The organism is Pseudomonas sp. SW-3, from assembly GCF_016615645.1.
Classification (GTDB): Bacteria; Pseudomonadota; Gammaproteobacteria; order Pseudomonadales; family Pseudomonadaceae; genus Aquipseudomonas; species Aquipseudomonas mandelii.
In genome coordinates this window covers 6,165,579-6,192,213 of record NZ_CP067098.1, presented here as the reverse complement: position 1 = coordinate 6,192,213, position 26,635 = coordinate 6,165,579, and the positions used below count along the sequence as shown (strand labels likewise).

Sequence of the window (26,635 nt, the reverse complement as noted above, 5' to 3'; positions counted from 1 at the left end):
ATCCCGGCCAATGAGCATGCAAATCGCGCCAACCTCGCTTGTTGCGCCCGGATTGGCTAAGTTTGGTACCGGCGAATACGCTTTTGTGGCGAGGGAGCTTGCTCCCGCAGGGCTGCGAAGCGGCCCCAAAACCTGCAACTCAATTACACCAGGCAAACAGTAGTGACAGGAATGAGATTGCTGCGCACTCCAGCGGGAGTAAGCTCCCTCGCCACAGGTAAGTGTGACCCGTAGAGGCAGTCCAACCATGAGTAAAACCGTTGCCATCGTAGTGTTCGCTGGCGTCCAGTCGTTGGACGTCACCGGTCCCATGGATGTGTTTTGCGAAGCCAATCGTTTCCTCGAACCGCATGACCATTACCGGCTAGAGGTTATCGGCGTCGAGCACGGGATGATGGCGTGCTCCAACGGTTTGTCGCTCAATGCCCATCGGCATTTCAGCGAAGCGCTGGAGGCTTATGACTTGCTGCTGGTGGCCGGCGGGCCGCAATTGCCGTTCCTGGATTTTGGCGCCGCCTTCGATGACTGGTTGCGCGATGCCTGTGCGCGGGCGCAACGATTTGGTTCGATCTGCAACGGCGCGTTCATGCTGGCCCGGGCCGGATTGCTCGAAGGACGGACCGTCACCACCCATTGGGATGATGCCGCGGCGTTGGCGACAGCGTGCCCATCGACTCAGGTCGATGCCGATCGCCTCTACGTTCAGGACGGTGAGCTCTTCACCTCGGCCGGCGTCACGGCGGGGATTGATTTATCGTTGTACCTCTTGGCTCGGGACCACGGACCGGAAGTGGCGTTGAGCGTGGCCAAGCGGCTGGTGGTGTTCACCCAACGCTCGGGCGGGCAATCGCAGTTCAGCCCGTTCCTCACACCCCACGCCGAACCGACGTCGGCGGTGGCACTGGTGCAACTCTACGTCCTGGCCAACCTGACCGGCGACCTGACCATTGCCGATCTGGCGAACGCGGCCAACATGAGTGCCCGCAACTTTTCCCGGGTGTTCGCCAAGGAGGCGAAAATCACTCCGGCGGAATTCGTCGAGCGGGCGAGGGTGGACGCGGCGCGGGTGCTGCTTGAAAGCACCCATTCACCGCTCAAAACGGTGGCGTATCAATGCGGGTTTCGCGATGCCCAGCACATGCGCACGGTGTTCAGTCGCCGATTGGGAGTGACGCCGCAGCAGTTCAGGCTGAATTTTGCGGCGATGGTTTGAGCCATGAACAGGCGTTGTTCTTGCGGGCCTCATCGCCAGCAGGCTGGCTCCCACAATGGATCTGCGTGTACAGGATCACTGTGGGAGCCAGCCTGCTGGCGATGAGGCCAGTCCAGCCAATACAAAACTATTGAGCACTTCGCGCCGGCAACAGCTTCAACGTACTGCGCGTATTGGCCGTGACTTCTTCGTTATTGAAGTGCGCCTCGTAGTAAATCCCTTCGACATACGCCTCGGCCTGGTCTTCGTAGTGGCTGTCGAACGGCACGCCGCTCTGGCCGACCGGGTTGATGGTCAGGCTGTGGGCCGGGTCGGCAAAGTCCACCAGGCGCCGCGTCGACGGGCCATACGTCACCGGCCACGGCGCCGGGCCAATCTTGGCCGAGAGGTTGTTCGGCACTTCATGGGTGCCGGGCGCCGCGAACGGGCCGACGTTGAAGATTCGGTCCAGCGGCTTCTGCACGCCCAAGGGGTGATCGTGGGTCAGGGTGTGCGCCTTGCCCCACTGCCAGTGCGCGACGTCAGGGCCAAGGGTGGTCTTTAGGTGGGCGATGCTCGCTTGCCAGGCCACTTTCACTGTATCGGCGCGGGTTTCCTTGCCGAGGGTGTTGCGGTTGTCCCACCACGGCGAATCGGCCGTCGCGGCCAGGCGGGGTAGCGCAGCGTCGATCACGCGAGTCGAGAGCAGGGTCTCGAAAAAATCATTCCCCAGCTCATCGTGCATCGTCGCGTCGGCCAGGTTGAACAGGAACTGGTTGAACAGCGTGGCGCTGGTGGAATCCAGCGGGTAATCGCCTTTCCATTGCGCCAGTTGCTCGACCAGTTTCAGTTCGGCGGGATCGCTCACCCCTTCACGCAGTACCGGCAACAGCGGCGCCAACAGACGCGGGCCGTAGGCGGTGGTGGTGCCCAATTGCAGCTTCTGGTTGGCCTCGTTGTCCCATTTCACGCTCTTGTCGCTGAGCTGATGATTGAGTTGCTGGCCGCGATCGGCGAGGTTGTAGTAACCGGGAATCTCCATGCCGGTCGGCGAAACGGGCTGAAAGTTCGCCGAGACGATGTAGCCGCGCGCCGGATTTTCTTCCTGCGGGTTGGCGCTGAACGGGTAGAAACCCTCCTTGTCCGCCTGATTGGTGCTGCCGTCGAGGATAAAACCGGGCTTCACCCCGGCCGCACGCTTGGGCAGCAGCGCCGAGGCCCACCAACCGATGTCGCCCTTGGCGTTGGCGTAGACGATGTTCAATCCCGGTGCCTGAACCTTGGCCGCTGCGGCGCGGGCCTTGGCCAGGGTGTCGGCGCGGTTGAGCTGGTAGAAACCTTCGAGGATCGGGTTCGGCGTTTCAAGGAACGCCCACCACATGGACACCGGTGTCTTGCCGGCGGCGCTGCCCAGCACATCGTTGATGATCGGGCCGTGGGGCGACTGGCGCAGCCTCAGGGTGACCGGCGCCTGGCCTTTCACCGCGATCTGTTGCTCGGTGTTGACCATGTCGACCCATTTGCCGCGATACCAGACCTGGTTCGGGTTGTCCGGGTTGATCTTCTCGGCGATCAGGTCGAGGTCGTCGTTCTGGAACATCGTCAGGCTCCAGCCGAAGTCCAGGTTGTGGCCGAGAAAGGCAAACGGCACCAGCGCCTGATGATGACCGTAGAGCTCGAAGCCCGGCGCCGACAATTGCGCCTCGTACCATACCGACGGCACCGAGAAGCGAATGTGCGGGTCACCGGCCAGCAGCGGCTTGCCGCTTTTGCTGCGGTTGCCGGCAATCACCCAGGCGTTGCTGCCTTCGAACTGCGGCAGGCCGTTGTCGGCCAAGGCCTGTTCGCTCAGGCGGGCGAGGGCGTTCAGGTCTTTCCAGTCACCGGCAGCGAGGGCGGGGCCGGGTGTGCGCGTCTTGGCCAATACGCCTTTGGGCTGCCAGTCGAGTTCGAAAACACTCAGGTACTCGACGCCCAGTTGGTCGCGCACAAACGTCAGTAAAGGCTCGGTGCGAAACGCGGCGGCAAAACTGTACGCCATGTAACCGGCGACGCTGATGCTGTCTTCGGCGGTGAACGGGCGCTTGTGGATGCCCAGCACGTCGAACTCCATGGGCGCCGCGTGAGTGTCCTGATACTGGTTGATGCCATCCAGATAGGCTTCCAGCGCCTTCCATGCCGGTGACTGACGATCCAGTGCGGCCACATAACTCTCGGCGCGCTCCCGGATACGCAAGCTGCGGAACAGTTTGTCGGTGTCGATCAGTTTCGGACCGAGGATTTCGGCCAGCTCACCCCGGGCGAGGCGGCGCATGGCTTCCATCTGGAACAACCGATCCTGAGCCTGCACGTAGCCGAGGGTGCGGTAGAGGTCGGTTTCGTTTTCGGCGCGGATATGCGGCACGCCGCGCTCGTCGTAACGCACGGTCACCGAGCCCTGAAGATGCTGCAACTCCACCTGGCCCTGGCGCGTCGGCTGCTTGATGTACACGTACCCGCCGACCCCGATGACGAGCGTGACGATCAGCAATACAAGTACGGTCAGGACGCGTTTCATGGTGACTCCTTGTTCTTCGGGATTGCTGCCCGTGCGGGCTGCAAACATGTAGCACAGACCTTCTGTGCCGGGCATCGCGGTCCTGGAAAAGTCAGGATTGCCTTACTTCGCTTCCTCCGGCCAAGGGCAGTAGCAACCGACCGCCAGCGTATGGGTGGCGCCCACCGCACGACCTTCGCTGAGTGCTTGCAGGATGGGCTCGATAAAGCTGTTGTTCGAATTGCAGGTCAGGCCTTCGCTGTACGGGCCGAAGTAGGCCAGTTTGCCGCTGCGGTCCCAGATCGCCACCGCCGGGCTGGCGGGGATCTGTTCGGAACCCGGGAGAACGGTGATGGTTTTCAGGCGGCTCAAGGTGCTGGGCAACTGACCGTGGCTGCCGGGTTTTTGGACCGCGTAAAACTCCACGCCCTGCGGTACGTATTGATCGACCAGTTCAGTCAGGTGTTGCTGGTTGCCGACATTGCACGGGCAGGCCGGGTCCCAGAAGTGCACCAGGCGTATGGCGCCGGGGCCGGCGAGGTCGGCGGGCAGGCGCAGCGGATCACCGGAAAATAACGCGGTGTGTGAACTGAAGGCGCGCAGGTAGCGCCCCTGAAACCAGTCATAGGCCGCCCACAAGACGCCGGCACACACGAGGGCGAGCAGGCTGGCAAGCAGTGTGGTGCGGTAGGCCGGGCGCATGGGTTTCAATCCTCGAAGGTCGGCTAGCTTGCCATGCTTGCCGCGACAGATGAATATCGCAGGCCCATAAAGTCTGTTTAACGCTCTGGAAATAGCTCATGTCTGCCACTTTCGACCCCGATCATTTGCGCGCCAGCCTGCGGCCATTGGCCGAATGGCAGCCGCTTTCGGTGGAGGCGCTGGCCTATCAGCGGTTTTACGGGCTGGATTTTCCGGGGCGAATGCTGCGCCGCGGATTGGGGCGTTTCGGGGTCGATGGCTATGAAGTGGTCAGCCAGGTCTGGTGGCCTGACCAGGCGAAGGCGACCCTGTTTATGTTCCATGGCTTCTACGACCACACCGGGCTCTACCGGCATGTGATCGAGTGGGCGCTGGATCAGGGCTTCGCAGTGATTGCCTGCGACTTGCCGGGGCATGGTCTGTCCAGTGGCGAGCGGGCGAGCATCAAGGATTTCGCCGAGTATCAGCACACCCTGGAAGGGTTGCTTGCCGAGGCGCAGTCGCTCGACCTCCCACAGCCGTGGCACCTGTGCGGGCAAAGTACTGGCGGGGCGATCGTGATTGATCATGTACTTAACCACGGTGCAGACAGTCCGGCCCAGGGTCAGGTGATTCTGCTGTCACCGCTGGTTCGGCCGCGCGCCTGGGGCTGGTCGCAGCTCAGTTATTACCTGCTCAAGCCTTTCGTGAACGGCATTGCCCGGCGCTTCAGCGAGAACTCCAACGACCCTGAGTTCCTGTCGTTCCTGCAAGCCGATCCGTTGCAAGCGCTGCGACTGCCAACGGCGTGGGTCGGTGCGTTGGCGCGGTGGATCAAGCGAATCGAGGCGGCACCGAACAGTCCACGGCGACCGCTGATTGTGCAGGGGCAGTCGGACATGACGGTGGATTGGGAGCATAACCTTGAGGTGTTGAAGGCCAAGTTTGATCGGCCGCAGGTATTGATGCTGCCGGAGGCGCGGCATCATCTGGCGAATGAGACGGTTGGGTTGCGGCGGGAGTATTTCGGGTTTTTGACCAAGCGGATCAAGGGTCGGAATCTTTAGCGCAAGTGAGGGCCTCATCGCGGGCAAGTCGGTGTATCAGGCGCTAAAGATTACTGACTGAGATTCGCCGGATCCTGCCCCACCGCCAACCCCGCCCGAATGGCTGCCAGCGCTGCCTGGTAATACGCCTTGCCCTCGGTGGACTCGGCAAACGTGGCGAACTCTTCCAGTTCTTCATCCGACAGATCGCGATACACATACAACAGCGTGTTGTTCAGATCAGCACCAATCTGTTCCATCAAACGCTGGCGCTGTCCGTTCAACACCCCTTGCGCCTGACCGCCACCGAGCAACCCCGGGATCATCGAACTCAGGCTGTCAGCCGCGACACCGGCGATCGCCAGGCTGACTTCCGCACCAGCCTCGCGAGCGGGCAGGGCCTGGGCCAGGTGGCCGATGATCAGCAGACGGCTGTCACTGGCCTGAATCTTCGGCAAACCCTTGGCGTTTTTCGCCAGTTGATCGCGACGGGTCGCCAGCAATTCGGCGGCGACGATTTTCTTGCCCAGGGGCGATTGAAAGAAGGTCAGCGCCGGTTGCGGATCGGCGAGGCTTTTGCGCAATTGAGCTTCGGCGCGCTGGTCCACGGCCTGGGAGGCGAAACGTTGATTGCTGTTGTTCACCAAGGCTTGAAACACCGCCGGTGGCAGGCTGTTCTGGTAGCGCTGCTGAGCGGCAGAGAGGGCGTCGTTAAAATGCGCGCGCTGATCTGGCCAACCGGCGACCTTGTACAACTGGTCGTGGCCGTCTGCCCAAGCGGGCAACACACAGAGCATCAGCAATGAAAAAAACAAACGGCGCATAGGGACTCCTGTCAGCAGGCGACTATTCTCCGTGCGGCTTTCGTACTTGTCGAGAATTCGTATCAGTAATCCGACAAATCCTCCGCCGCGCGGCTCTGTCGGATTTGCAGGCACAGGAATACTATGCGCGCCATGCAAATATCCTCTGATCACCCGCTGCTGTTACGTATCGTCGACGACCTGGCCGAGCGCGGCTGGTCGCAGCAGAATATTTTCCTGCCTCTGGGTCTGACCCGGAAACTGGCGGCTGAGTGCCGTAAACGTGCAGCTGAGGGCGAACTGGCCCCGGCGGCCGTGGGGCGAGGGCCGACGTCGGAGATTCGCGAGGGAATCCGCGGCGACCACATCCAGTGGATCGAGCCCGGCCAGGCGTTGGCGTGCGACAGTTACCTGAGCTTGATGGACAGCCTGCGCGAGGCGATGAATCGCGGGTTGTACCTGGGCCTGGAAGATTTCGAAAGCCATTTCGCCCTGTACCCGCCCGGTGCGTTTTACCTCAAGCATGTCGATCGTTTTCGGGATGACGACCGGCGCATGGTTTCGGCGGTGATCTACCTCAATGACGGCTGGCTGCCCGAGCACGGAGGCCAGTTGCGCATGTACCTGGAGGACGGCGTCGAACACGACGTGGTGCCCACTGGCGGATGCCTGGTGGTGTTTCTGTCCGGCGAGGTGCCTCACGAAGTCCTGCCCGCGACCCGGGATCGCCTGTCATTGACGGGCTGGTTCCGGCGCCGCGGTAACGAGCCGTTCTGATCATGCAGAAGATTCTGGTAAGCCGCTGCCTGCTGGGCCATCGCGTGCGTTACGACGGCGGGGCGAGCGGGCCGTTCGATCAGCTTCAACAGTGGCTCGATGAAGGTCGCGTGGTGCCGTTGTGCCCGGAGGTTGCCGGTGGTTTGCCAACACCCAGGGCCGCAGCGGAAATTCCGGGCGGGCAGGGCGGTGAAGTGCTGGATGGCCACACCTCCGTCATCACTACCGAGGGTGAGGATGTCAGCGCCGAGTTTCTCTCGGGGGCTTATCAGGCGCTGGAGTTGGTGCGAAAGCACGGCATCCGCATCGCCGTGCTCAAGGCCAACAGCCCGTCGTGCGGGAACTTGCTGACGTATGACGGGAGCTTCAGCGGTGTGAAGGTCAGCGGCGAGGGGGTGACGGCGGCGTTGCTCAAGCGCCATGGTGTGCAAGTCTTCAGTGAGTTGGAGCTGGCCGAAGCGTCCGCTGCATTGACCGCGCAAGACTAACCACCTTCACACCCTGCAGGCTCACTCCTACAGGGTTGGTCGTCAGTCCGGGATCAGGGTTTGGGCGCCACACTCGCATCCGCCCCAAACCACTTCTGCTCCAGCGCCTCCAGTCGACCATCCGCCTTGATCCGCTTCAACGCAGCTTCCAGGCTGGCGTGAAACGCCGGGTTACCCTTCTGAAACGGAATCGCCAAATCCACAGCCGGGGCGGTTTTCGGCTTTTCTTCCGTCAGCGACTGCACCAACAGGATCGAACGCGGCTCTTCTTTCTGCGCGATCAATTGCGCATTGGTTTGAATGTAAGGCTCGGTGAAGTCGAAACGATCCTTGAGATCCGGGGTCATTGCTATGTGGTTGATGGCGATGTCGTACTTGCCGGTTTCAACGCCGGACAACAGGTCGCTGGAATCGGTCACGACGAAGTCGGCCCGCACGTCCAGTTCGTTGGCCAGCTGTTGGCCCAATTCCACTTCGAAGCCGGTGAGTTTGCCCTCGTCCTTGAAATTGAAGGGGGGTGTATTAGCCTCAAGGGCAATACGCAGTTCGCCCCGATCGTTTACATCGTCAATCAGTTCGGCATGGGCCAAAGGGCTCAAAAGGGGTAGCAGGCAGATCAGGCCAGGCAAAAAGCGCATGGTCACTCCTTTGAATACATTTATCGCGATGCTCTGATTCAGGCTCGCTTTGCTATGGTTGTCGAGGTCCTTCGACAACAAATGGCCGTGAAGTTGTCTCGGCCACGCGGATTTTACGGAAAAACTGGAGAAGAGAATGAAAACGTTTATGTCACGAGCAGCATTGGCTGGGCTGCTGCTGAGTGCTTCGATGCTGGCAACGGCTGCGACTCCGGCGCCCAAGGGTGCAGAAGTGTTTATCGTATCTCCCGCAGACGGCGCCACTGTCCCGGAAACCTTCACCGTCAAATTCGGCGTCAAGGACATCGCCCTGGCACCGGCCGGGGATGTCACCAAGAACACCGGTCACCACCACTTGCTGATCGATGTCGACAAACTGCCGGCCGCCGGCGCACCGATTCCGCTGGATGCCAACCACATGCACTTCGGCAAGGCGCAGACCCAGGCCGAAATCAAACTGGCCCCGGGCAAACACACCTTGCAGCTTGAGCTGGGCGACAGCGGACACATGCCGTTCGATCCGCCCATCGTGTCGAAGAAGATCACCGTCAACGTCAAATGACACAGTAGCGCGCATGAAAAAGGAGCCCCGAAGGGCTCCTTTTTTTGTCACTCAAGTCGCTATCAGAACAACACGCGGCAACGAATAGTGCCGTTGATGTGCTGCAGTTTCTCCTGGGCGATTTCCGAGTAATCGGCGTCTACGTCGATGACCACGTAGCCGACTTTCTCGTTGGTCTGCAGGAACTGACCGGAGATGTTGATGCCGTTTTCGGCGAAGACCTTGTTGATCTCGCTCATCACACCCGGAATGTTCTGGTGGATGTGCAGCAGGCGGTGCTTGCCAGGGTGAGCCGGCAGGGCCACTTCCGGGAAGTTCACGGACGACACCGAGGTGCCGTTGTCGCTGTACTTGACCAGTTTTTCTGCCACTTCCAGACCGATGTTGGCCTGCGCCTCGGCGGTGGAACCACCGATGTGCGGGGTCAGGATCACGTTGTCCAGGCCACGCAGCGGGCTTTCGAACTCTTCGTCGTTGGAGCGTGGCTCCACCGGGAACACGTCGATGGCCGCGCCGATCAGGTGCTTGTCCTTGATCGCGTCCGCCAGGGCGTCCAGTTCGACCACGGTGCCGCGTGCGGCGTTGATCAGAATGCCGCCCTTCTTGATGGCGCGGATTTCCTTCTCGCCGATCATCCACTGGGTCGCCGCGGTTTCCGGAACGTGCAGGGTAACGATGTCGGACATGCCCAGCAGCTCGGTCAGGTTACCGACCTGGGTTGCATTGCCCAATGGCAGCTTGGTCACGGTGTCGTAGAAGTACACCTGCATGCCCAGGCCTTCCGCCAGGACCGACAGTTGAGTGCCGATCGAGCCGTAGCCGACGATGCCCAGCTTCTTGCCGCGGATCTCGAAGGAGTTGGCCGCGCTCTTGATCCAGCCGCCACGGTGGCAGGACGCGTTTTTCTCAGGAATGCCGCGCAGCAACAGGATCGCTTCGGCCAGCACCAGCTCGGCAACGGAGCGAGTGTTGGAGTACGGGGCGTTGAACACCGCGATGCCGCGTTCGCGCGCCGCGTTCAGGTCGACCTGGTTGGTGCCGATGCAGAAACACCCCACAGCCACGAGCTTCTTCGCGTGATCGAAGATCTCTTCGGTCAGTTGAGTGCGAGAGCGAATGCCGATGAAGTGCGCATCAGCGATCTTTTCCTTCAGCTGGGCTTCCGGCAGAGAACCAGTGAGGTACTCGATGCTGGTGTAGCCCGCCGACTTGAGGACGTCGACAGCCGATTGGTGGACGCCTTCGAGAAGAAGGAACTTGATCTTGCTCTTATCGAGAGAAGTCTTGCTCATCTGCGTAAACCTGTATCCCGGAGAAAAATGGCAGGAAATAGTCAGGGTGCCCTGTCTTATACGTACTGTTCCTTTTTGACGGCGTCTGTTGCCGTCATGCTGCGTTGCCGCTCCTCGCCATAGCGGGCTATGACTCGTCGCGGCGCCTTGCCTGACGACAACAGCCACTCGTCAAAAGAGGATCGTACGTATAAAACAGGGCACATAACGCTGACCCGGACGGCAGGAAAGCCGTCACCGCAGAATAGCCGTTGGGCACTACCCTGCGGGGTCGGTATGCTAGCATACGCACCCCGCTAAACACTCATTCCTGCGACGTGAAGCGTTCTCAGGATGACCATGAATTGTTCGAGAGTTCTGTCGATGACCAATCCTGCCCTGATTGATGAGCTGAAGACCCTGGTTGAGCCTGGCAAGGTGTTGACCGACGCCGACTCCCTGAATACTTATGGCAAGGATTGGACCAAGCATTTCGCCCCGGCCCCGACCGCCATCGTGTTCCCCAAGACCATCGAGCAGGTCCAGGCCATTGTCCGTTGGGCCAACACGCACAAGGTGGCGCTGGTGCCGTCCGGCGGTCGTACCGGTCTTTCCGCCGCTGCGGTGGCGGCCAATGGTGAAGTGGTCGTGTCGTTCGACTACATGAACCAGATTCTCGACGTGAACCTGACCGACCGCACGGCGGTGTGCCAGCCAGGCGTGGTCACCGAGCATCTGCAGAACGTGGCTGAAGAAAAAGGCCTGTATTACCCGGTGGATTTTGCGTCGGCGGGTTCGAGCCAGATTGGCGGCAATATCGGCACCAATGCCGGCGGAATCAAGGTGATTCGCTACGGCATGACCCGCAACTGGGTAGCCGGCATGAAAGTCGTCACCGGCAAGGGCGATCTGCTGGAACTGAACCGCGACCTGATCAAGAACGCCACCGGCTACGACCTGCGTCAGCTGTTCATCGGCGCCGAAGGCACCCTCGGTTTTGTCGTCGAAGCGACCATGCGCCTGGACCGCGCGCCGAAAAACCTCACCGCGATGGTCCTCGGCACCGCCGATTTCGACTCGATCATGCCGGTGCTGCACGCGTTCCAGAGCAAACTCGACCTGACCGCCTTCGAGTTCTTCTCCGACAAGGCCCTGGCCAAGGTCATGGCCCGCGGCGACGTGCCGGCGGCGTTTGAAACCGATTGCCCGTTCTACGCGCTGCTGGAATTCGAAGCGACCACCGAAGAAGTGGCCAACCACGCCCTGGAAACCTTTGAGCACTGCGTCGAGCAGGGCTGGGTGCTGGACGGCGTCATGAGCCAGAGCGAAACCCAGCTGCAGAACCTGTGGAAACTACGCGAATACATTTCCGAAACCATTTCCCACTGGACGCCATACAAGAACGACATTTCGGTCACCGTGTCGAAAGTCCCGGCATTCCTGAAGGAAATCGACGCGATTGTCGGCGAACACTACCCGGATTTCGAAATCGTCTGGTTCGGCCACATCGGCGACGGCAACCTGCACTTGAACATCCTCAAGCCGGAAAACCTGAGCAAGGACGAGTTCTTCGCCAAGTGTGCCACCGTCAACAAGTGGGTGTTCGAAACGGTCGAGAAGTACAACGGCTCGATTTCCGCCGAACACGGCGTGGGCATGACCAAGCGTGATTACTTGACCTACAGCCGCTCGCCGGTCGAGATCGAGTACATGAAAGCCGTCAAGGCGGTGTTCGACCCGAACGGCATCATGAACCCGGGCAAAATCTTCGCTGTTTGAATCAACGGAACAGGAGTCGGTAATGAGCTATCAGCACCAGTATGTCGACGGTACGCGTATTCACTTCCCGCTGGGGAAAGTGGTGTGCATCGGCCGTAACTACGCCGAACACGCCAAGGAACTGGACAATCCGGTGCCTACCGAGCCGCTGCTGTTCATCAAGCCAGGCAGTTGCGTGGTGCCGCTGGAAGGCGGTTTCAGCATTCCGACCGAGCGCGGTTCGGTGCATTACGAAGCGGAAATCGCGGTGTTGATCGGCAAGCCGTTGTCGACCAAGCCAAGCCGTGAAGAAGTGCTGGATGCGATTTCCGGTTTCGCCCCGGCCCTGGACCTGACGTTGCGCGACAAGCAGGCCGAGCTGAAATCCAAGGGCCTGCCGTGGGAAATCGCCAAGTCCTTCGACGGCGCGGCGGTGATTGCGCCGTTCGTGTCCGGCAGCACCTTTGCCGACCTGACTGACATCGGCATCCGCCTGACCATCAATGGCGAAGTGCGCCAGGATGGCAACAGCAGCGCCATGCTCAACCCGATCGTGCCGATGATCCAGCACATGGCCGGTTGCTTCTCGCTGCAGGCCGGGGACGTGATCCTGACCGGCACGCCAGTGGGCGTTGGCCCGCTGAATGTCGGTGATGAACTGGTGATCGAACTGTCCGGCGCGAGCAGTTTCACCAGCAGCGTCCGTTAACCCAAACACCGCAAAACCCGGTAGGCGTGAGCCTGCTCGCGATACCGGCCTGTCATTCGACATCTCTGTTGACTGACACGCCCTCATCGCGAGCAGGCTCGCTCCGACATCGGTTTGTGGTGGCCCGCAGAAGGGCAATCCCGCCATTTCCCGTTTTTTTCACATCTTGTCTGGATAATTTCGCGGATTCCGGCGTCTGAGCCGGTCCCAATTGTGCTATTACCCGTAGCCTGAATTTCTGGAACGCATCCTGAATGGCCACCCGACCGCTGCCCACTGTCAAAACTGCCCGCCGCTCGCGCTTTGTCATGCGTTGGTATTCCTGGCTTTTGCTGGTGGCCGTCGCCGTTTATGGCCTCGCCTTTGCGATGCATTGGGACGATCGCGGTGTGCTCTGGCTGCATGAGCGTTTTGAAAGCCCGGCCGAGCGTCAGGAAAGTATCTGGCTACCGGATTACCGCGCAGTGATCGACGCCAAGCTGCTGCCGGGCATGGAGAAGGACGAAGCGTCGGACCTGGCCTACAACCCGCACACCAAAACCCTGTTTTCGGTCATGGGCAAAAACCCGTTCCTCGTTGAGCTGACCCTGCAAGGCGATGTCCTGCGCAAGATGCCGCTGGTGGGCTGGAGCAACCCTGAAGGCCTGACCATGATGGGCAATGGTCTGCTGGCCATCGTCGATGAGCGTGAGCATATGCTCTCCATCGTCAAGGTCGATGCCGACACGCGTGAACTGAACATCGCCAACTTCCCTAAATACGACCTCGGCCCTTCGAAAGACCAGAACAAGGCCTTCGAAGCCATCGTCTATGACCCGCGCAATCAGCAAATCCTCCTGGGTGAGGAACGCCCGCCGGCGCTGTTCAGCTGGAAAAGCGACGGCAGCCAGACCCTCAAGGGCGACAAGCAGAAACTCGCCAATGACGAACTGGACATCCGCAACCTCTCGGGACTGGCCATCGACCCGCGCACAGGCCACACCCTGGTGCTGTCCGCCGATTCCCACTTGTTGCTGGAACTGGACGAGAAGGGCGAGCAGGTCAGCTTCATGACCTTGCTGGGCGGCTTCAACGGCTTGAAGAAGACCATTCCCCGTGCCGAAGGAGTGACCATGGACGAGGCGGGCACGCTGTACATGGTGAGTGAGCCGAACCTGTTCTACCGTTTCGAAAAGCAGAAATAGGCGCTCAGAATCCAGGCGTTGTGGTCAAAGGCAACTGGCCATTAAGCTTGAATTCATACAGGCGTGATATTTCATCCGCCTGTTTCTGTTTCCGAGCCCGCCTGAATGCGTCGACTTGCCCGTCCCAAACCCCTTATTTTGATCCTGACAGTCATTGCACTGGTCGCGCTGATTGCGGTTGGCCAATACATGCGTCTGTTCGAGCGCGCCTGGTTCAACCTGCACACCCTCTGGCAACCTTTAAGCAGCGAGTCCATCGGCCTGGATCAATACCGGGTGGAGATCGAAGCCCGGGTCATTGACGGGCTGAACGACGACGTGTCGGCGCTGACCTTCGATCCGGTGCGCAAAAGCCTGTTTACCGTCACCAACAAAAACGCCGAGCTGATCGAGCTGTCGCTGGACGGGCGGATCGTCCGACGCATTTCGCTGGTCGGCTTCGGTGATCCGGAGGCGGTGGAGTTCATCAGCGCCGACACATACGTGATCACCGATGAACGCCAGCAGCGGCTGATCAAGATTCATCTGGATAAGGACACGACGTTCCTCGACGCGGCGGACGCCGAGCAGATGACTCTCGGCGTGCACATGAGCGGCAACAAGGGTTTCGAAGGCCTGGCTTACGATTCGGTGGGCAAGCGCCTGTTCGTCGCCAAGGAGCGCGACCCGATGCTGATCTACGAAGTGCAGGGCTTCCCGCATTACAACCCGGAGAAATCCTACGCGGTGCACGTGGTCAACAACCCCAAGCGCGATGCCGGGATGTTCGTGCGAGACCTGTCGAGCCTGCAATACGACGAGCGCAGCGGCCATTTGCTGGCGCTGTCCGACGAGTCGCGGCTGATTCTGGAACTGGATGTGGACGGGCGACCGCTGAGCACCATGTCGCTGAGCAAGGGGCGACAGGGGTTGCAGAAGACCGTGCCGCAAGCGGAAGGCATCGCCATGGATGACGATGGCACGATGTACCTGGTGAGCGAGCCGAACCTGTTCTACGTCTTCAAAAAACCAGCGCAGAACTAACAAACACCGCAAAACCTATTGTAGGAGCGAAGCTTGCTCGCGAAGAGGCCGTAACAATCGACAGAGATGTTGAATGTGACGGCCTCTTCGCGAGCAAGCTTCGCTCCTACTGGGAGTGCGGGATCAGGCCTTGAGGGTTTTCACGCCTTCGCTAGTGCCCAGCAGCAGCAAATCCGCCGGACGCGCCGCGAACAAACCATTGGTGACCACGCCCACAATGGCGTTGATCTGCGCCTCGAGCTCCACCGGGTTGGTGATCTGCATGTTGAACACGTCGAGGATGATGTTGCCGTTGTCGGTCAGCACGCCTTCACGGTAGACCGGGTCGCCGCCGAGCTTCACCAGCTCGCGGGCCACATGGCTGCGGGCCATCGGGATCACTTCGACCGGCAGCGGGAACGCGCCGAGCACCGGCACCAGTTTGCTGGCGTCGGCGATGCAGATGAAGGTCTTGGCCACGGCCGCGACAATTTTCTCGCGGGTCAGGGCCGCGCCGCCGCCCTTGATCAAGTTCAGGTGCTCGTCGCTTTCATCGGCGCCGTCGACATAAAACTCCAGGTCGCTGACGGTGTTCAGCTCATACACCGGAATGCCGTGGCCCTTGAGGCGAGCGGCGGTGGCTTCGGAGCTGGCGACCGCGCCGTCAAACGCGCCTTTGTGCTTGGCCAGGGCGTCGATGAAGCAGTTGGCGGTGGAGCCGGTGCCGACCCCGACAATGCTCTTGTCGTCGAGTTTCGGGAGGATGAAGTCGACGGCGGCCTGAGCCACTGCCTGTTTGAGTTGATCCTGGGTCATGCGGGCTCCGAGGTGCCGAAGGAGGGAACGAAAGGCCAGCATTATAGGCTTCGGGACAGGGAAGGTCATTGCCCGATTGGCAGGCCCCGACCTTTACCTGTAGGAGCGAGGCTTGCCCGCGAAAGCGATCGTACCGCCAACATTTATGTTGGATGTGACGGCCTCTTCGCGGGCAAGCCTCGCTCCCACAGGTTCATGATCCCTTCCATGGACGGTAAAACCACCTGTTTAGTGTGGTCGTCCGGCCGAAAGCCGGGTTAGACTCCTTGGCCCTGCCCAACCCGCTCAGTGATGCTTTCCGATGCTCGAACAGTACGTCAAAAAGATCCTCACCTCGCGCGTTTATGACGTTGCCGTAGAAACCCCGTTGCAGACTGCTCGCCAGCTCTCCGAGCGCCTGGGCAATTCCATTTGGCTCAAGCGTGAAGACTTGCAGCCGGTGTTCTCGTTCAAGATTCGCGGCGCCTACAACAAGTTGACGCAGTTGAGCGATGAAGAGCGCGCTCGCGGTGTGGTCACCGCCTCGGCGGGCAACCACGCGCAGGGTCTGGCCCTGGCGGCAAAAGTGCTGGGCGTGAAAGCCACCATCGTCATGCCCAAGACCACCCCGGAAATCAAGGTCGAAGGCGTGCGCTCCCGTGGCGGCAAAGTCGTGCTGCACGGCGATTCGTTCCCGGAAGCCCTGGCCTACTCGCTCAAACTGGTCGACGAAAAAGGCTACGTCTACATTCACCCTTACGACGATCCCCACACTATTGCCGGGCAGGGCACCGTGGCGATGGAGATTCTGCGCCAGCACCCCGGGCGTCTGGATGCGATCTTCGTTCCGGTGGGCGGCGGCGGGTTGATCGCCGGGATCGCGGCGTATGTGAAATACCTGCGCCCTGAAATCAAAATCATCGGCGTCGAACCGGACGATTCCAACTGCCTGCAAGCGGCCATGGCGGCCGGCGAGCGCGTGGTGCTGCCGACCGTGGGCCTGTTCGCCGATGGTGTCGCGGTGGCGCAGATCGGTCAGCACACCTTCGATATCTGCAAAGACTACGTCGATGAAGTGATCACCGTCAGCACCGACGAAATCTGCGCGGCGATCAAGGACATCTACGACGATACCCGCTCGATCACCGAACCTGCCGGCGCCTTGGGCGTGGCCGGGATCAAGAAGTACGTCGAGCAACGCGGTGTCACCGGGCACACCTTTGTCGCCATCGATTCCGGCGCCAACGTCAACTTCGACCGCTTGCGCCACGTTGCCGAGCGCGCCGAGCTGGGCGAGGGCCGCGAAGCCATCATCGCCGTGACCATTCCCGAGAAACCGGGCAGCTTCAAGGCGTTCTGCGAAGCCATCGGCAAGCGCCAGATCACCGAATTCAACTACCGCTACAACACTGGCAGCGAAGCGCATATCTTCGTCGGCGTGCAGACGCATCCGGAAACCGACCCGCGCAGTGCGCTGATCGCCAGCCTCAGCGAGCAGGGTTTCCCGGTGCTGGACCTGACCGATAACGAACTGGCCAAGTTGCACATACGTCACATGGTCGGTGGCCGCGCGGCCCAGGTCGTCGATGAAGTGGTGCTGCGCTTTGAATTCCCGGAACGTCCGGGTGCGCTGTTCAACTTCCTCAACAAGCTCGGCGGGCGCTGGAACATCTCGATGTTCCACTACCGCAACCACGGCGCGGCGGATGGCCGTGTGGTCGCGGGCTTGCAAGTGCCTCACGACGAACGTCATCTGGTTCCTGCGGCGCTTGAGGAAATCGGTTACCCGTACTGGGATGAAAGCGACAATCCGGCCTATCAGCTGTTTCTCGGCTGAGCGGCTACGCTGATGGGCAGTCTCTAAGGAAGTCGAACAATGGAAACGTTAACCGCCCTGAAAATGGCGCACACCGCGGCGACGGCAATATTGTTGGGCTGTGCGCTGGGCTTGGGGATATGGTTTTGGCAAACGCGGCGTCGTGGTGATGCGACTGCTGCAGCGCGCACGTTGCAACGGCCTCGGGTGTTCGTTTGGCTGTTGATGGGCCTGGCGCTGCTGAGCATGCCGTTCACCGGCTGGTGGATGGTGCATCTGGTGGGCTGGCCGTTGGGGCAGACGTGGTTGCTCGCGTCGAGTGTGCTTTACACCCTGGCAGCGTTGGGGTGGTTCTGGTTGTTGGTGCGGCTGAACAAGCTGCGTACTGCGCCGGGCGGCAGCGGCAAGTTCACCTTTGCTCTCGCGCTGTTCAGCTTTGTCTGCTTTATCGCCATCGCGGGGTTGATGGGCGCCAAGCCGGTTTAAGGCTTGAAACCGAGGCGATCCCTTCGCGGGCAAGCCTCGCTCCTACAGGTGATGTGTCGAGTCTGTAGTCGGCTACCACCACAAATCCTGTAGGCGCGAGGCTTGCCCGCGAAAGCAATTTCAGTCGCGCAACGAAATTACCGGCCAGCCACGCTGCTCGGCCTCGGCGCGCAAATTCGGATCAGGATCGACCGCCACCGGATTCGCCACTTGCTCCAGCAACGCAAAATCATTCATCGAGTCGCTGTAGAAATAGCTGTCTTCCAGCGAATGCCCGGTCTCTTCCAGCCAACGATTCAACCGCGTGACCTTGCCTTCGCGGAAGCACGGAACATCGGTGCTGCGCCCGGTATAACGGCCATCAACCATCTCGCATTCCGTGGCGATCAGGGTTTCAACCCCCAGACGCTGGGCAATCGGCCCGGTGACGAAGCGGTTAGTCGCGGTGATGATCACCAATTTGTCGCCAGCCTCGCGGTGCTTGGCCAGCAAATCGATAGCCTTGGGCAGCACAATCGGCTCAATGCAATCGCGCATGTAATCCAGGTGCCATTGATCCAATGTGGCCATCTCGGTGCGGCCGAGGACTTCCAGGCAAAAGTTCAGATAAGCATCGTTATCCAGCTTGCCGGCCAGGTAATCCTGGTAGAACTCGTCGTTGCGTGCCTTGTAGGCGACGGCATCGAGGAAGCCGCGCTCGCACAGGTAATCGCCCCAGGCGTGGTCACTGTCGCCGCCCAAAAGCGTGTTGTCCAAGTCGAATAAAGCCAGCCGCATTGCAGTTACTCGCTGAAAAGTCTGTAGAAAGGCGTCCAGAATACGGACTTTTCACAAGAGTGCACATAAGGTAGGTCGGCTCGTTGCTGCCTTCACAACCTTTGTGGAACAATGCGGCGACATGCGTTTGCGAGGTTGTTGCCGTGATCGACCCCGATGGTTTCCGCCCCAATGTCGGGATCATTCTCACGAATGATGCCGGACAGGTGCTATGGGCTCGCCGTATCAATCAAGATGCCTGGCAGTTTCCACAGGGCGGGATCAACCCCCAGGAGACGCCGGAAGACGCCTTGTACCGCGAGTTGAACGAAGAAGTGGGTCTTGAGCGCGAAGATGTTGAAATTCTCGCCTGCACCCGGGGCTGGTTGCGCTATCGTTTGCCGCAACGTCTGGTCAGAACACACAGCCAACCGCTGTGCATCGGCCAGAAACAGAAATGGTTTCTCCTGCGCCTGATCTCCAACGAGCAGCGGGTGCGGATGGATTTGACCGGTAAACCGGAGTTCGATGGCTGGCGCTGGGTCAGTTATTGGTATCCGTTGGGCCAGGTGGTGACATTCAAGCGCGAGGTGTATCGACGCGCTCTCAAAGAGCTTGCCCCGCGCCTTTTAACGCGCGACTGACGACGGAGTTCGACCCCGAGCCATGCTCAATACGCTGCGCAAGATCGTCCAGGAAGTTAACTCCGCCAAGGATCTCAAGGCGGCGTTGGGGATTATTGTGTTGCGCGTCAAAGAGGCCATGGGCAGCCAGGTCTGCTCGGTCTACCTGCTTGACCCCGAGACCAACCGCTTCGTGCTGATGGCGACCGAGGGCTTGAACAAGCGCTCGATCGGCAAAGTCAGCATGGCACCCAACGAAGGTCTGGTTGGCCTGGTCGGCACGCGTGAAGAACCCCTGAACCTCGAAAACGCCGCGGATCACCCGCGCTACCGCTACTTCGCCGAGACGGGCGAGGAGCGCTACGCCTCCTTCCTCGGGGCGCCGATCATTCACCACCGCCGCGTCGTCGGCGTGTTGGTCATTCAGCAAAAAGAACGCCGCCAGTTCGATGAAGGTGAAGAAGCCTTCCTCGTGACCATGAGCGCGCAGCTCGCCGGCGTTATCGCCCACGCCGAAGCCACCGGTTCGATCCGTGGCCTGGGCCGTCAGGGCAAAGGCATCCAGGAAGCCAAGTTCGTCGGTGTACCGGGTTCGCCGGGTGCGGCGGTCGGGACCGCGGTGGTCATGCTGCCGCCGGCCGACCTGGACGTGGTGCCCGACAAGACCATCTCCGATATCGCCGCCGAACTCGGGCTGTTCAAGACCGCCATCGAAGGCGTTCGCGCCGACATGCGTGCCTTGTCCGCCAAATTGGCCTCGCAGCTGCGCCCCGAAGAGCGGGCCTTGTTCGACGTCTACCTGATGATGCTCGCCGACGAAGCGCTGGGCAACGAAGTGACCACGGTGATCAAGACCGGTCAGTGGGCCCAGGGTGCGTTGCGTCAGGTGGTCACCGAGCACGTCAACCGTTTCGAATTGATGGACGACGCCTACCTGCGTGAGCGCGCCTCGGACGTCAAGGACCTTGGCCGCCGTTTGCTCGCCTACTTGCAGGAAGAGCGTCAGCAGAATCTGGTCTATCCGGAAAAAACCATTCTGGTCAGCGAAGAACTGACGCCGGCCATGCTCGGCGAGGTGCCGGAAGGCACGCTGGTCGGTCTGGTCTCGGTCCTCGGTTCGGGTAACTCCCACGTCGCGATCCTCGCCCGGGCGATGGGCATCCCGACGGTGATGGGCCTGGTCGACCTGCCCTATGCCAAGGTCGACGGCATCGAATTGATCGTCGATGGTAATCGCGGCGAGGTCTACACCAACCCCAGCGACGTGCTGCGCAAGCAGTTCGCCGAAGTGGTGGAAGAAGAGAAACAACTGGCGCTGGGTCTCGACTCTTTGCGCGACTTGCCGTGCGTGACCCTCGATGGCCACCGCATGCCGCTGTGGGTCAACACCGGTCTGCTGGCGGACGTGGCGCGAGCGCAGAAGCGTGGTGCCGAAGGGGTCGGTCTGTACCGCACCGAAGTGCCGTTCATGATCAACCAGAGGTTCCCTAGCGAAAAGGAGCAGCTGGCGATCTACCGCGAGCAACTCGCCGCGTTCCATCCGCAACCGGTCACCATGCGTAGCCTGGACATCGGCGGCGACAAGTCGCTGTCGTACTTCCCGATCAAGGAAGACAACCCGTTCCTCGGCTGGCGCGGCATTCGCGTTACCCTCGACCACCCGGAAATCTTCCTGGTGCAGACCCGCGCCATGCTCAAGGCCAGCGAAGGCTTGAACAACCTGCGGATTCTGCTGCCGATGATCTCCGGCACCCACGAACTCGAAGAAGCCCTGCACCTGATTCACCGGGCATGGGGCGAAGTCCGCGACGAAGGCACCGACGTGCCAATGCCGCCGATTGGCGTGATGATCGAGATTCCGGCGGCGGTGTATCAGACCAAGGAACTGGCGCGGCAGGTGGACTTCCTGTCGGTCGGCTCCAACGACCTGACTCAATACCTGCTCGCGGTGGACCGGAACAACCCGCGTGTAGCCGACCTTTACGATTATCTGCACCCGGCGGTGCTGCAAGCGTTGCAGAACGTGGTGCGTGATGCCCATGCCGAAGGCAAGCCTGTGAGCATTTGCGGCGAGATGGCCGGTGACCCGGCGGCGGCGGTGCTGTTGATGGCGATGGGCTTCGACAGCCTGTCGATGAACGCCACCAACCTGCCGAAAGTGAAGTGGATGCTGCGTCAGATCAACCTGAGCAAGGCCCAGGAATTGCTGGCTGAACTGATGACCATCGACAACCCGCAAGTGATCCACAGCTCGCTGCAATTGGCGCTGAAAAACCTTGGGTTGGCGCGGATGGTCAATCCGGCTGTGGTCAAGGCTCTCTAAAAGGCTGATGGCCCCTTCGCGGGCAAGCCTCGCTCCTACAGGGATTACCTGACCCTTGTAGGAGCGAGGCTTGCCCGCGAAGACGTCCTCGAACACTCCAAAAATCTAAACCCAGATCTCCACTTCCCCCAAATGCCCCCCATACGGCCCGAAACTCCGTTCGACCATCCGCCGCGTCCCATCCGCCTGAACAATCAGCGCCGTACTCGCACGCGTCCCATAAGTCGGACTGGCAATAAACACACTCGACAGCAACGTCTCGGTCGCCAACCCCACCCCGGTATCCGGCAACTCGGCGAAGGGTGCGGTCTGCGGATCATTCAGCAACGCCAGTAACGCCTCTGGCTGCGGATCCTCCAGCACTTCCTCCAGCGCCGCCCGTGCCTTGAGCAATTTCGGCCACGGCGTATCCAGCCCGGCATTCGACAGCCCATAAATCCCAGGCGCCAGCATCACCGCCTCGGACTCCCGCGCATTGAAGTGCCACAGCTCGTTGGCATTGCCGATCAGCAGATTAAATCCGGCATATTCCAGCGAACGTCCGACAACGTCGCTTAAGTAATCATCAATTGGCATATTGCCCAAGAGAAAACCCGCCACCAGCTCACCTCGGGATTTTCGCGATGGCGACTGATTCGGATCACGAATATTGGTCAGCGCAGCAAAGCGCCCATTGGCACCAATACCGAGCCAGGTGCCGCCGGCTTCGAGGTCGAGACCCGCGTAGACATGCGGTGCGTGCGGCCATTGCGCCAGGGGCTGGCTGGGCCGGGCATAGAACTCGTCGCGGTTGGCCGCCACGATCAGCGGCTGGGCGTGACCCGGTCGCCAGGCAAAAACAATCAGGCACATAAGGTGGTCCTTGTGTGTTTTTTGCTCACTCTACGCAGTCGTCGCCTGTCGTTCCATTGCCATCCGCAGTGGAGCCCGAGGCCACGCATCCGTTACCATGCCGCTCCGGTTTTGCCTAAGCATTGGGATCGTCCATGGAATTTCTGCTCTATCTGGCGCTGGGCGCCTGCGCAGGCGTGCTGGCCGGGCTGTTCGGGGTAGGTGGCGGGATCATCATCGTCCCGGTGCTGGTGTTCAGTTTCACCTTGCAGGGCTTCGACGCCTCGATCCTGACCCACCTGGCGGTCGGCACGTCCCTGGCAACGATCATCTTTACGTCGGTGAATGCCGTCCGCGAACATCATCGTCGTGGCGCCGTGCGTTGGCCGATATTCGTGTGGATGACCGTCGGAATTCTGATGGGTGCCGGTTTCGGGGCGCTGACGGCCGAAGCGATCTCCGGCCCGAATCTGCAGAAAATCATCGGTGTGTTTGCGCTGATCATCGCCGCGCAACTGGCGCTGGACGTCAAACCCAAGGCCAGTCGAACGGTGCCCGGCAAACTCGGTCTCACCGTGGCTGGCAGTGTGATTGGCTGGGCCTCGGCGATTTTCGGCATTGGCGGCGGCTCGTTGACCGTGCCGTTCCTGACCTGGCGCAGCGTGCCGATGCAGCAAGCCGTGGCGACTTCGTCGGCTTGCGGCCTGCCCATCGCCTTGGCCAGTGCATCAAGTTTCATGATTCTGGGCTGGCACGATCCCTTGCTGCCGGCCCATAGTCTCGGTTTTATCTATTTGCCGGCGCTGCTGGGGATTGCCCTGACCAGCATGGTGTTCGCCCGTCTCGGTGCGCGACTGGCCCACAGGCTGTCGCCAAAGTTGCTGAAAAGGCTGTTCGCAGCTTTGCTGTTCTGCGTAGGCCTGAGCTTCCTGCTCTAGCTCGCAATGCTGGCTTAATCCTGAGGTGGCAGCGTCGCCCGGGAATTCTGGTTTCAACTTTCAACAAGGAGTCGCAATGCTGCCTTACCCGCAGATCGACCCGGTGGCCCTGGCCATCGGTCCGCTGAAAATCCACTGGTACGGTCTGATGTACCTGATCGGCATCGGCGGCGCCTGGCTGCTGGCATCGCGCCGGCTCAACCGTTTCGACCCGACCTGGACCAAGGAAAAGCTTTCCGACATGGTCTTCTGGATGTCGATGGGCGTTATCGTCGGCGGCCGCCTGGGCTATGTGCTGTTCTACGATCTGAACGCTTATCTGGCCAACCCGACACTGATTTTCGAAGTGTGGAAGGGCGGCATGTCGTTCCATGGCGGCTTCATCGGCGTGATGTTGGCCGCGTTGTGGTTCGGCAAGAAGAACAACAAGTCGTTCTTCCAGCTGATGGATTTCGTCGCGCCGATGGTGCCGATCGGCCTGGGTGCCGGGCGCATCGGTAACTTCATCAACGCCGAGTTGTGGGGTAAGGCGACCGACGTGCCGTGGGCGATGATCTTCCCGACCGATCCGGCGCAACTGGCGCGTCACCCGTCGCAGCTGTACCAGTTCGCGCTCGAAGGCGTGGCCCTGTTTGCCATTCTCTGGCTGTTCTCGCGCAAGCCGCGGCCGACCATGGCGGTGTCCGGGATGTTTGCCCTGTTCTACGGCATCTTCCGTTTCATCGTGGAGTTTGTCCGCGTACCGGACGCGCAACTGGGCTATCTGGCCTGGAACTGGCTGACTATGGGCCAAGTGCTCTGCGTGCCGATGATCGTTGGCGGGCTGTTCCTGATCTGGCTGGCGTATCACCGCGCCCCGGCGACTCCAGCGGCTGCCGTATAAATTCGAATCCCGGGGTGACGGCCCCGGGTTCAAGGACACAGGTAATTCATGAAGCAATATCTCGAACTGGTCGCCCACGTCATCAAGAACGGCACCAAGCAAGCCAACCGCACCGGCGTGAACACCATCAGCTTTCCGGGCGCGATGCTGCGTTATGACCTGAAAGAAGGTTTCCCGGCGATCACCACGCGCAAGATGGCCTTCAAATCGGCCATCGGCGAGATGTGTGGTTTCCTGCGTGGCGTGAACAACGCCGCCGAATTCCGCGCGCTGGGCTGCAAGGTCTGGGATCAGAACGCCAACGAAAACGCGCAGTGGCTGGCCAATCCGTTCCGTCAGGGTGAAGACGACCTTGGCGAAATCTACGGCGTGCAATGGCGCAAATGGCCGGCGTACAAGCAGATTCCGGTCAGCAATCAGGCCGCTATCGAACAGACCCTGAGCCAGGGTTATCGTCAGATCGCCGAAGGCGAGGAAGACGGTCAGGCCTATGTCGTTCTGTACAAGGCGATCGACCAGGTCCGCCAGTGCGTCGACACCATCATCAAGGACCCGGGCAGCCGCCGCATTCTGTTCCACGGCTGGAACGTCGCCCAACTCGATGAAATGGCTTTGCCGCCGTGCCACCTGCTGTACCAGTTCCACCCGAATGTCGAGACCAGGGAAATCTCCCTGACGCTCTACATCCGCTCCAACGACCTAGGGTTGGGCACGCCGTTCAACCTCACCGAAGGCGCCGCGTTGCTGAGTCTGATCGGCCGACTGACCGGCTACACACCGCGCTGGTTCACCTATTTCATCGGTGATGCCCACGTTTACGAAAACCATTTGGACATGCTCAACGAACAGCTCAAGCGCGAGCCGTTCCCGATGCCGAAACTGGTGATCAGTGACCGTGTGCCGGAGTTTGCCAAGACCGGCTTGTATCAGCCGGAGTGGCTGGAGTTGATCGAGCCGAGCGATTTCTCGCTTGAGGGGTATCAGCATCACGCGCCGATGACGGCACCGATGGCCGTCTGATTGTTTGACGGGCAGGGCTGTTTTATTAGAAAAGGTTCTACCTGACTGTCATTTCTGCCAGTAGGCGAATAAATGAGAGGGTGTTTGACTGATCACGAGGCCATCAGGCCGTGGTCAGCAACACCCTCTTTTTATTTCAGGAGCCTTGTCATGAATAACACTGCGGCCGGTGTAACGGACGGCTTTTCGGAGCGACATTTCGGCACAAACCCTCTAAGGAGCGGATTGACAGGAGCACCGTTCGTTGGCTGTGAAAGCCAGTCGGGGCTCTTTCATTTCATTCCGGGCCTCGATCCATGGGGATGCGTGGTGCCCATGGAGGTTTTCACCGGCGCACCGATCTTCGTCGATTCACTTCGAGTGGTCGTGGCGGTAAACGATAGAGAATTTCAGATCGGCGATCAGGTTCGAGTGCAATGGGCGGCGTTTGGCGGTTCGGGGGGCAATTATCAGTCGCAGCCGCAGTCCGTACAGAGTTTTATGCCGTTGCATTTTGTTGTGCCCGACGACACGGCAAGGCAGTTTGAAGGAGACCGGGTCGAGGTCATTTTTGTCATCGAAAGAAGCGGGGGCGCTATACCTTCTGCATCGTTGCTGATGACCTTCGCCCCGGCACTGATGCAAACCGGCCCGGTCTCTATTGAGGGTGTATCTGGAGGCGTTCTGGAGATTGATCCACATCCCGATGGCGTCGTTCTGACCATTCCGCGGATTGAAAACCTGCGAACAAACAACGCCATTGAAATGCTCTGGATAAGTAGCGCGAATGGCGGGCAGGGCGGAGCCTGGAGAGACTATCAGCGCAAGTTGACGGTCAATCCCGATTCCCCCCTCAAGTTTCGGATTGAGCCCTCTGTCTATCAAAAGCATCGGGGTGAGACCGTTCACCTGCGCTGCAGCCTTTTTCTGGGCTCGGGCATGGTCCCGGGCATCGGTTACGGCATGGGGCATCGAGGCATATTGGAATTCAAGTTGATCTAGTCGCTGATGTGGCGATGGGGCTAATGCCCATGACTCCTGCCGACATGGGAATGCTCAACTTCCGTCGCCACCACCCCGCCACTCACTTCCAGCCGCTGCAAAATCCCGCACTGATCAATGTCCGGGCCCTCGCCACAGCGTTGGCGCAGGTCGAGCAGTTGCGTCTGTAACGCCATCAATCCGTCGATCCGCGCTTTCACGTGATGAATGTGCTCGTCGATCAACGCGTTCACGCTTTCGCACTGATCCTGCGGACTGTCGCGCAGGGCCAGCAGGCTGCGGATCTCTTCCAGGGTCATGTCGAGCGTGCGGCAGTTGCGGATGAAGGTCAGGCGTTCGGCGTGGGCCTGAGTGTAGACGCGGTAGTTGCCGTCGCTGCGGGCGGGCTCCGGCAGCAGGTTTTCGCGCTCGTAGTAGCGGATGGTTTCGACGGCGCAGTCGGTGAGTTTCGCCAGTTCTCCAATCTTCATGACAGCAATCTCCAAAAGGGTGCTTGACCCTATAGTGGCTACAGGGTCTTTACTTGGCAACAGGCA

The 26,635-nt window shown here is 60.4% G+C and carries 26 protein-coding genes; 17 read left to right on the top strand and 9 right to left on the bottom strand.

Features of this window, described 5'->3' with window-relative positions; translation table 11 throughout:
- Positions 1–247: 247 nt before the first annotated feature.
- Entirely contained in the window at positions 248–1,213 is a 966-nt protein-coding gene (locus tag JIO00_RS28130) for a GlxA family transcriptional regulator (RefSeq protein ID WP_172791891.1), read from the top strand.
- 127 nt (positions 1,214–1,340) lie between these two features.
- Here the strand turns inward: JIO00_RS28130 and JIO00_RS28125 are convergent, their stop codons facing one another.
- On the bottom strand, positions 1,341–3,749 hold the full coding sequence (locus JIO00_RS28125) for a penicillin acylase family protein (RefSeq protein ID WP_200667259.1): 2,409 nt from the start codon (positions 3,747–3,749) through the stop codon (positions 1,341–1,343).
- Positions 3,750–3,851: 102 nt separating this feature from the next.
- Complete coding sequence (locus JIO00_RS28120) at positions 3,852–4,430, bottom strand: DUF6436 domain-containing protein (protein WP_083375517.1); 579 nt, start codon at positions 4,428–4,430, stop codon at positions 3,852–3,854.
- A gap of 98 nt (positions 4,431–4,528) precedes the next feature.
- On the opposite strand from JIO00_RS28120, the gene JIO00_RS28115 reads away from it, so the two are divergent.
- A complete protein-coding gene (locus JIO00_RS28115) occupies positions 4,529–5,476 on the top strand; it encodes an alpha/beta hydrolase (RefSeq protein ID WP_010466703.1) in 948 nt (315 codons plus the stop codon).
- Positions 5,477–5,526: 50 nt separating this feature from the next.
- Here the strand turns inward: JIO00_RS28115 and JIO00_RS28110 are convergent, their stop codons facing one another.
- A complete protein-coding gene (locus JIO00_RS28110) occupies positions 5,527–6,279 on the bottom strand; it encodes a DUF2059 domain-containing protein (protein WP_010466707.1) in 753 nt (250 codons plus the stop codon).
- A gap of 123 nt (positions 6,280–6,402) precedes the next feature.
- On the opposite strand from JIO00_RS28110, the gene JIO00_RS28105 reads away from it, so the two are divergent.
- Together JIO00_RS28105 and JIO00_RS28100 are read left to right on the top strand one after the other, a co-directional pair.
- Positions 6,403–7,035 carry a 2OG-Fe(II) oxygenase gene (locus JIO00_RS28105; RefSeq protein WP_083375518.1) on the top strand — a complete coding sequence of 211 codons (633 nt, stop codon included), beginning with the start codon at positions 6,403–6,405 and terminating at the stop codon, positions 7,033–7,035.
- Between the two features lie 2 nt (positions 7,036–7,037).
- Positions 7,038–7,523, top strand: coding sequence for a DUF523 domain-containing protein (locus JIO00_RS28100; protein WP_200667258.1), 486 nt, complete (start codon positions 7,038–7,040; stop codon positions 7,521–7,523).
- A gap of 53 nt (positions 7,524–7,576) precedes the next feature.
- On the opposite strand, the gene JIO00_RS28095 is transcribed toward JIO00_RS28100, so the two are convergent.
- On the bottom strand, positions 7,577–8,161 hold the full coding sequence (locus JIO00_RS28095; RefSeq protein WP_010466713.1) for a transporter substrate-binding domain-containing protein: 585 nt from the start codon (positions 8,159–8,161) through the stop codon (positions 7,577–7,579).
- Between the two features lie 136 nt (positions 8,162–8,297).
- Between JIO00_RS28095 and JIO00_RS28090 the strand changes: the two genes are divergently transcribed.
- Positions 8,298–8,723, top strand: a complete 426-nt coding sequence (locus JIO00_RS28090) for a DUF4399 domain-containing protein (RefSeq protein ID WP_077747193.1) — start codon at positions 8,298–8,300, stop codon at positions 8,721–8,723.
- Between the two features lie 62 nt (positions 8,724–8,785).
- Here the strand turns inward: JIO00_RS28090 and serA are convergent, their stop codons facing one another.
- Complete coding sequence (serA, locus tag JIO00_RS28085; RefSeq protein ID WP_010466716.1) at positions 8,786–10,015, bottom strand: phosphoglycerate dehydrogenase; 1,230 nt, start codon at positions 10,013–10,015, stop codon at positions 8,786–8,788.
- A 363-nt stretch (positions 10,016–10,378) separates the two neighbouring features.
- Between serA and JIO00_RS28080 the strand changes: the two genes are divergently transcribed.
- From JIO00_RS28080 to JIO00_RS28065, 4 genes are all read left to right on the top strand, one after another.
- Positions 10,379–11,773: an FAD-binding oxidoreductase gene (locus tag JIO00_RS28080; protein WP_154913141.1), complete on the top strand. Its 1,395-nt coding sequence runs from the start codon at positions 10,379–10,381 to the stop codon at positions 11,771–11,773.
- A gap of 22 nt (positions 11,774–11,795) precedes the next feature.
- Positions 11,796–12,461: a fumarylacetoacetate hydrolase family protein gene (locus tag JIO00_RS28075; RefSeq protein ID WP_010466720.1), complete on the top strand. Its 666-nt coding sequence runs from the start codon at positions 11,796–11,798 to the stop codon at positions 12,459–12,461.
- Positions 12,462–12,715: 254 nt separating this feature from the next.
- Positions 12,716–13,645, top strand: coding sequence for an SdiA-regulated domain-containing protein (locus tag JIO00_RS28070; protein WP_154502110.1), 930 nt, complete (start codon positions 12,716–12,718; stop codon positions 13,643–13,645).
- A gap of 105 nt (positions 13,646–13,750) precedes the next feature.
- Positions 13,751–14,668: an SdiA-regulated domain-containing protein gene (locus tag JIO00_RS28065; RefSeq protein WP_010466724.1), complete on the top strand. Its 918-nt coding sequence runs from the start codon at positions 13,751–13,753 to the stop codon at positions 14,666–14,668.
- Between the two features lie 123 nt (positions 14,669–14,791).
- Here the strand turns inward: JIO00_RS28065 and rpiA are convergent, their stop codons facing one another.
- Positions 14,792–15,463: a ribose-5-phosphate isomerase RpiA gene (gene rpiA / locus JIO00_RS28060; protein ID WP_010466726.1), complete on the bottom strand. Its 672-nt coding sequence runs from the start codon at positions 15,461–15,463 to the stop codon at positions 14,792–14,794.
- A gap of 301 nt (positions 15,464–15,764) precedes the next feature.
- Between rpiA and ilvA the strand changes: the two genes are divergently transcribed.
- Together ilvA and JIO00_RS28050 are read left to right on the top strand one after the other, a co-directional pair.
- Entirely contained in the window at positions 15,765–17,279 is a 1,515-nt protein-coding gene (ilvA, locus tag JIO00_RS28055; RefSeq protein WP_010466728.1) for a threonine ammonia-lyase, biosynthetic, read from the top strand.
- A gap of 39 nt (positions 17,280–17,318) precedes the next feature.
- Positions 17,319–17,744 carry a DUF2269 domain-containing protein gene (locus JIO00_RS28050; protein WP_077747195.1) on the top strand — a complete coding sequence of 142 codons (426 nt, stop codon included), beginning with the start codon at positions 17,319–17,321 and terminating at the stop codon, positions 17,742–17,744.
- 120 nt (positions 17,745–17,864) lie between these two features.
- On the opposite strand, the gene JIO00_RS28045 is transcribed toward JIO00_RS28050, so the two are convergent.
- Positions 17,865–18,521, bottom strand: coding sequence for an HAD family hydrolase (locus tag JIO00_RS28045; RefSeq protein WP_010466731.1), 657 nt, complete (start codon positions 18,519–18,521; stop codon positions 17,865–17,867).
- Between the two features lie 143 nt (positions 18,522–18,664).
- Between JIO00_RS28045 and JIO00_RS28040 the strand changes: the two genes are divergently transcribed.
- Together JIO00_RS28040 and ptsP are read left to right on the top strand one after the other, a co-directional pair.
- Positions 18,665–19,144, top strand: coding sequence for an RNA pyrophosphohydrolase (locus JIO00_RS28040; RefSeq protein ID WP_007945562.1), 480 nt, complete (start codon positions 18,665–18,667; stop codon positions 19,142–19,144).
- Positions 19,145–19,166: 22 nt separating this feature from the next.
- Positions 19,167–21,446, top strand: a complete 2,280-nt coding sequence (ptsP, locus tag JIO00_RS28035; RefSeq protein WP_010466735.1) for a phosphoenolpyruvate--protein phosphotransferase — start codon at positions 19,167–19,169, stop codon at positions 21,444–21,446.
- Between the two features lie 105 nt (positions 21,447–21,551).
- Here the strand turns inward: ptsP and JIO00_RS28030 are convergent, their stop codons facing one another.
- The gene (locus JIO00_RS28030) at positions 21,552–22,298 is read right to left on the bottom strand and encodes an NRDE family protein (RefSeq protein WP_154913137.1); all 747 of its coding nucleotides are present in this window, start codon (positions 22,296–22,298) and stop codon (positions 21,552–21,554) included.
- 134 nt (positions 22,299–22,432) lie between these two features.
- Between JIO00_RS28030 and JIO00_RS28025 the strand changes: the two genes are divergently transcribed.
- The 4 genes from JIO00_RS28025 (at position 22,433) to JIO00_RS28010 (ending at position 26,099) form a co-directional block, all read left to right on the top strand.
- On the top strand, positions 22,433–23,215 hold the full coding sequence (locus JIO00_RS28025) for a sulfite exporter TauE/SafE family protein (RefSeq protein ID WP_077747197.1): 783 nt from the start codon (positions 22,433–22,435) through the stop codon (positions 23,213–23,215).
- 76 nt (positions 23,216–23,291) lie between these two features.
- A complete protein-coding gene (gene lgt / locus JIO00_RS28020; RefSeq protein ID WP_010466741.1) occupies positions 23,292–24,098 on the top strand; it encodes a prolipoprotein diacylglyceryl transferase in 807 nt (268 codons plus the stop codon).
- A gap of 48 nt (positions 24,099–24,146) precedes the next feature.
- Positions 24,147–25,118 carry a thymidylate synthase gene (locus tag JIO00_RS28015; RefSeq protein ID WP_083375523.1) on the top strand — a complete coding sequence of 324 codons (972 nt, stop codon included), beginning with the start codon at positions 24,147–24,149 and terminating at the stop codon, positions 25,116–25,118.
- Between the two features lie 150 nt (positions 25,119–25,268).
- Positions 25,269–26,099 (top strand): hypothetical protein, encoded by an 831-nt coding sequence (locus tag JIO00_RS28010; protein WP_154913135.1) that lies wholly within the window; start codon positions 25,269–25,271, stop codon positions 26,097–26,099.
- A 20-nt stretch (positions 26,100–26,119) separates the two neighbouring features.
- On the opposite strand, the gene cadR is transcribed toward JIO00_RS28010, so the two are convergent.
- Entirely contained in the window at positions 26,120–26,569 is a 450-nt protein-coding gene (gene cadR, locus JIO00_RS28005; protein WP_010466748.1) for a Cd(II)/Pb(II)-responsive transcriptional regulator, read from the bottom strand.
- Positions 26,570–26,635: the final 66 nt, after the last annotated feature.

Coding starts and splice junctions, on each gene's coding strand:
- JIO00_RS28130 (WP_172791891.1), top strand. CDS start 248: ATGAGTAAAACCGTTGCCATCGTAGTGTTCGCTGGCGTCCAGTCGTTG.
- JIO00_RS28125 (WP_200667259.1), bottom strand. CDS start 3,749: ATGAAACGCGTCCTGACCGTACTTGTATTGCTGATCGTCACGCTCGTC.
- JIO00_RS28120 (WP_083375517.1), bottom strand. CDS start 4,430: ATGCGCCCGGCCTACCGCACCACACTGCTTGCCAGCCTGCTCGCCCTC.
- JIO00_RS28115 (WP_010466703.1), top strand. CDS start 4,529: ATGTCTGCCACTTTCGACCCCGATCATTTGCGCGCCAGCCTGCGGCCA.
- JIO00_RS28110 (WP_010466707.1), bottom strand. CDS start 6,279: ATGCGCCGTTTGTTTTTTTCATTGCTGATGCTCTGTGTGTTGCCCGCT.
- JIO00_RS28105 (WP_083375518.1), top strand. CDS start 6,403: ATGCGCGCCATGCAAATATCCTCTGATCACCCGCTGCTGTTACGTATC.
- JIO00_RS28100 (WP_200667258.1), top strand. CDS start 7,038: ATGCAGAAGATTCTGGTAAGCCGCTGCCTGCTGGGCCATCGCGTGCGT.
- JIO00_RS28095 (WP_010466713.1), bottom strand. CDS start 8,161: ATGCGCTTTTTGCCTGGCCTGATCTGCCTGCTACCCCTTTTGAGCCCT.
- JIO00_RS28090 (WP_077747193.1), top strand. CDS start 8,298: ATGAAAACGTTTATGTCACGAGCAGCATTGGCTGGGCTGCTGCTGAGT.
- serA (WP_010466716.1), bottom strand. CDS start 10,015: ATGAGCAAGACTTCTCTCGATAAGAGCAAGATCAAGTTCCTTCTTCTC.
- JIO00_RS28080 (WP_154913141.1), top strand. CDS start 10,379: ATGACCAATCCTGCCCTGATTGATGAGCTGAAGACCCTGGTTGAGCCT.
- JIO00_RS28075 (WP_010466720.1), top strand. CDS start 11,796: ATGAGCTATCAGCACCAGTATGTCGACGGTACGCGTATTCACTTCCCG.
- JIO00_RS28070 (WP_154502110.1), top strand. CDS start 12,716: ATGGCCACCCGACCGCTGCCCACTGTCAAAACTGCCCGCCGCTCGCGC.
- JIO00_RS28065 (WP_010466724.1), top strand. CDS start 13,751: ATGCGTCGACTTGCCCGTCCCAAACCCCTTATTTTGATCCTGACAGTC.
- rpiA (WP_010466726.1), bottom strand. CDS start 15,463: ATGACCCAGGATCAACTCAAACAGGCAGTGGCTCAGGCCGCCGTCGAC.
- ilvA (WP_010466728.1), top strand. CDS start 15,765: ATGCTCGAACAGTACGTCAAAAAGATCCTCACCTCGCGCGTTTATGAC.
- JIO00_RS28050 (WP_077747195.1), top strand. CDS start 17,319: ATGGAAACGTTAACCGCCCTGAAAATGGCGCACACCGCGGCGACGGCA.
- JIO00_RS28045 (WP_010466731.1), bottom strand. CDS start 18,521: ATGCGGCTGGCTTTATTCGACTTGGACAACACGCTTTTGGGCGGCGAC.
- ptsP (WP_010466735.1), top strand. CDS start 19,167: ATGCTCAATACGCTGCGCAAGATCGTCCAGGAAGTTAACTCCGCCAAG.
- JIO00_RS28030 (WP_154913137.1), bottom strand. CDS start 22,298: ATGTGCCTGATTGTTTTTGCCTGGCGACCGGGTCACGCCCAGCCGCTG.
- JIO00_RS28025 (WP_077747197.1), top strand. CDS start 22,433: ATGGAATTTCTGCTCTATCTGGCGCTGGGCGCCTGCGCAGGCGTGCTG.
- lgt (WP_010466741.1), top strand. CDS start 23,292: ATGCTGCCTTACCCGCAGATCGACCCGGTGGCCCTGGCCATCGGTCCG.
- JIO00_RS28015 (WP_083375523.1), top strand. CDS start 24,147: ATGAAGCAATATCTCGAACTGGTCGCCCACGTCATCAAGAACGGCACC.
- JIO00_RS28010 (WP_154913135.1), top strand. CDS start 25,269: ATGAATAACACTGCGGCCGGTGTAACGGACGGCTTTTCGGAGCGACAT.
- cadR (WP_010466748.1), bottom strand. CDS start 26,569: ATGAAGATTGGAGAACTGGCGAAACTCACCGACTGCGCCGTCGAAACC.